The sequence below is a fragment of the Actinosynnema sp. genome (assembly GCF_052038725.1).
In genome coordinates, this window is record NZ_JBQGCX010001312.1 from 1 (window position 1) to 2,636 (window position 2,636).

The 2,636-nt window shown below is 77.2% G+C and carries 3 protein-coding genes; all 3 read right to left on the reverse strand.

The features are described 5' to 3' along the window. On the reverse strand, positions 1 to 1,251 hold a 1,251-nt coding region (locus ACTUAL_RS27715; protein WP_440902298.1), incomplete at its 3' end, for a hypothetical protein. A 134-nt stretch (positions 1,252 to 1,385) separates the two neighbouring features. Then, on the reverse strand, positions 1,386 to 2,012 hold the full coding sequence (locus ACTUAL_RS27720; RefSeq protein ID WP_440902299.1) for a maleylpyruvate isomerase family mycothiol-dependent enzyme: 627 nt from the start codon (positions 2,010 to 2,012) through the stop codon (positions 1,386 to 1,388). Then, the coding region (locus ACTUAL_RS27725; RefSeq protein WP_440902300.1) for a GbsR/MarR family transcriptional regulator at positions 2,009 to 2,636 on the reverse strand (628 nt) is incomplete at its 5' end. The genes ACTUAL_RS27725 and ACTUAL_RS27720, both read right to left, overlap by 4 nt.

Consider the following 2,636-nt stretch of genomic DNA (forward strand, 5'->3'; position numbering starts at 1 on the left):
GCCGAGCGCGGCGGCTTCGAGCTCGTCGCGCAGGACCCCGCCGCGCAGCACGGCTTCCGGCCCGAGCAGGCCCTCCACGACGTCGAGCGCGCCCGCCGCGTCGCCGTGCCCGAGCAGGGCCTTGACGTCCACGAGGGACTCGGGGTGGCGGTGCACGTCGTCGATCGCCCGCAGGCACGGCAGTCCGGGACCGCCGAGCGCGACGAGGAGCTCCTCGCGGCGCAGCTCGACCGGGTCGTGGTCCAGCGCGACGAGCACCCCGTCGACCACGGCGATCCGGTGCGCGGCCCCCCGGCAGCGCACCGCGCGCGAACCCGTTGGGGCGTCAGGACTGCGGGACGCGTCGGGTGGGCCGTGACCGGGGCGCAGCGCCGCCGCGACGAGCGGGTGCAACCGGTCGGGCCCGATCAGCCCGGCCCGCAGCAGTTCCACGTCGGGCGGGAGCAGGGTGGCGGCGTCGGGCAGCACCGGGAGCCCGAGGCCCCGGTCGCGCCGGGAAGCCCCGGTGAGCCGGGGTTCCCGCCCGTCGACCCGCAGCACCAGCCGGTGCCGCGCGGTCAGCCGCACGAGCACGCGATCCGCGTCGGGCCTGTCGGACCCGTCGGCCCGCAGCACCAGCGCCGCCTCGGCCGCCCACCGGTCCACGGCCGCGCCGTCGACCAGCGCGAGGACCTCGGCGGCGTCCGGGTCGACCGCGAGCGCGCCGGGGACGACGCCGTCACCGGCCCGCTCCCGCAGCTCACCGGACCTGCGGACGTCCCACAGGTGCCGGTGCAGGTCGAACCGGAAGCGCCGGTCGGGCCGGGGGTGCGGGTGCTGCCCGGCCCCGTCCCGAGGGCGCTCGGGGTCCCACAGCGCCAGGCTGATCCGCTGCCCGGCGCCCGCCCAGGACGGCGGGGTCCGCGCCACCAGGTGCACCCCGCCGGGCCCGTAGCGGGCCAGCGGGGCGGTGAGCCCCGGCCGCAGCAGTCCGTCCGGGGCGATCCGGGGGAAGTGCCAGCGCAGCAGGTCGGGCGCGAGGTGGCGCAGGTCGTCGCGAACCCGCGCGACGAGGTGCTCGCCGTGGGCGCGGCCCGCGGCTCTCAGGTCCAGGTCGACGTCGACGCGCGCGGCGGCGCACGCCCCGGCCCAGTCGCCGGTCACCCGGCGGGCCGTCGCTGACTCGATCATGGATGTCGGCACGGCGAACGAGCGCACGTGCGACCAGGCGGTGAGACGAGGGTTCTCGTTCGCGGTCGAGGTGTGGTGCATCAGCACTCACCTTGAGCGAAAGAGACCTCCGATTCGTTCGTGCGGATGGTCATCGCGGCCACCGTAGCAGGTCCCGGCGCGGGAACCACCCACAATTCCCGCGCCCGGTCCGGCCGCGCTCAGGCAGGCCGCGCTCAGGCCGGGGTCAGCCGCCCGTCCAGCTCGGCGACCCCGTTCCCGGTCAGGTCGGCCAGGTGCGCGCGGCGACCGGCCATCACCATGACCAGCGACAGCAGCGGCCCCCGCACCTCGGGCCCCTCCCCGCTGCGGAAGTCCGCGTCGTCCGCCCGCAGCGCCAGCCCCCGCACCAGGGTCTTGCTGTTGACCGCGAAGTCCTTGGCGGCGAAGAACTCCGCGACCGCGAGCAGCCCCTCGGCGTCGGGGGCGCGCCGCAGCCCCAGCGGTCTGCGGACGTCCTCGGCGTGCACCAGCAGCTCGCCCAGCCCGGCGGGGGAGGAGCGCGTCGGCAGCGCGATCGGTCCGACCGCCCGGAACCGCTCCAGCGTCTCCGCCGGGTCCGCGCCCCGGAAGTCGGCGAGGCGGCGCCGGTTGTGCAGGTCCGCGTCGAACCGGGCGCCGACCACGCTGAGCACCCAGCGCGGCAGGGTGGTCGTGGCCGCCGCGCCCAGGTGCGCCACGACCTGCTCCACGTCCCACTCCGGGCACAGGGTGGCCGCGCGCCACCGCTCGGGCGCGAGCGCGTCCAGGTCGTCGACGAGCGCGGCCAGTTCGCGCCGCTGGATTCCGGGCAGATCGGTCATGGCGCGACGGTAGCCGCGCCCCCTGACACTTCCGGCCCCTGCGCCGAGTCCGGTCCGCCGTGCAGGATCGCGCGGGCCTGCTCGGCGGCGGCGGCCAGGCTCTCGGCGACGAAGTCCACGTACCGCGCCATGTTCTCCAGCCGCACCGCCGCGGGCGTGCCGGGGGTGAGCACGGCGGCCCCCGAGCGGAACATCACCGCCATGTCCGCGCTGGAGCGGGCGCTGGAGATCATCGACTGGTACCAGACGTCCGGGTCCACGACGTACCGCTCGCGGCGGCCCGCGTCGCGCTCGCGGCGGATCAGCCCCTGCGACTCCAGGAACGCCACCGCCTTCGACACCGACGCCGGGCTCACCCGCAGGCGCCGCACCAGGTCCGCGGCGGTGACCGAGCCGGTGTCGGTGGCGTACAGGCACTCCAGCACGCCCGCTGTCATCTTCGGCAACCCCTGCTGCGCGAACAGCGCCGCCAGCGACTCCTCGAACTCGTCGACCGCCCGCGCGTCCCGCCCGTGCGCCTGGGGGAGCGCCTGCCGCCCGCGCGGCGCGGCCCGCCTGCGCCGGTGGGCGCGCTGCTCGGTGGCGTGGTGCGCGAGGTCGGCCCGGTAGGCGACCGGTCCGCCG

Excerpts from the sequence above, each read along its gene's own strand:
- ACTUAL_RS27720 (WP_440902299.1), bottom strand. The coding sequence starts at position 2,012 with ATGACCGATCTGCCCGGAATCCAGCGGCGCGAACTGGCCGCGCTCGTC.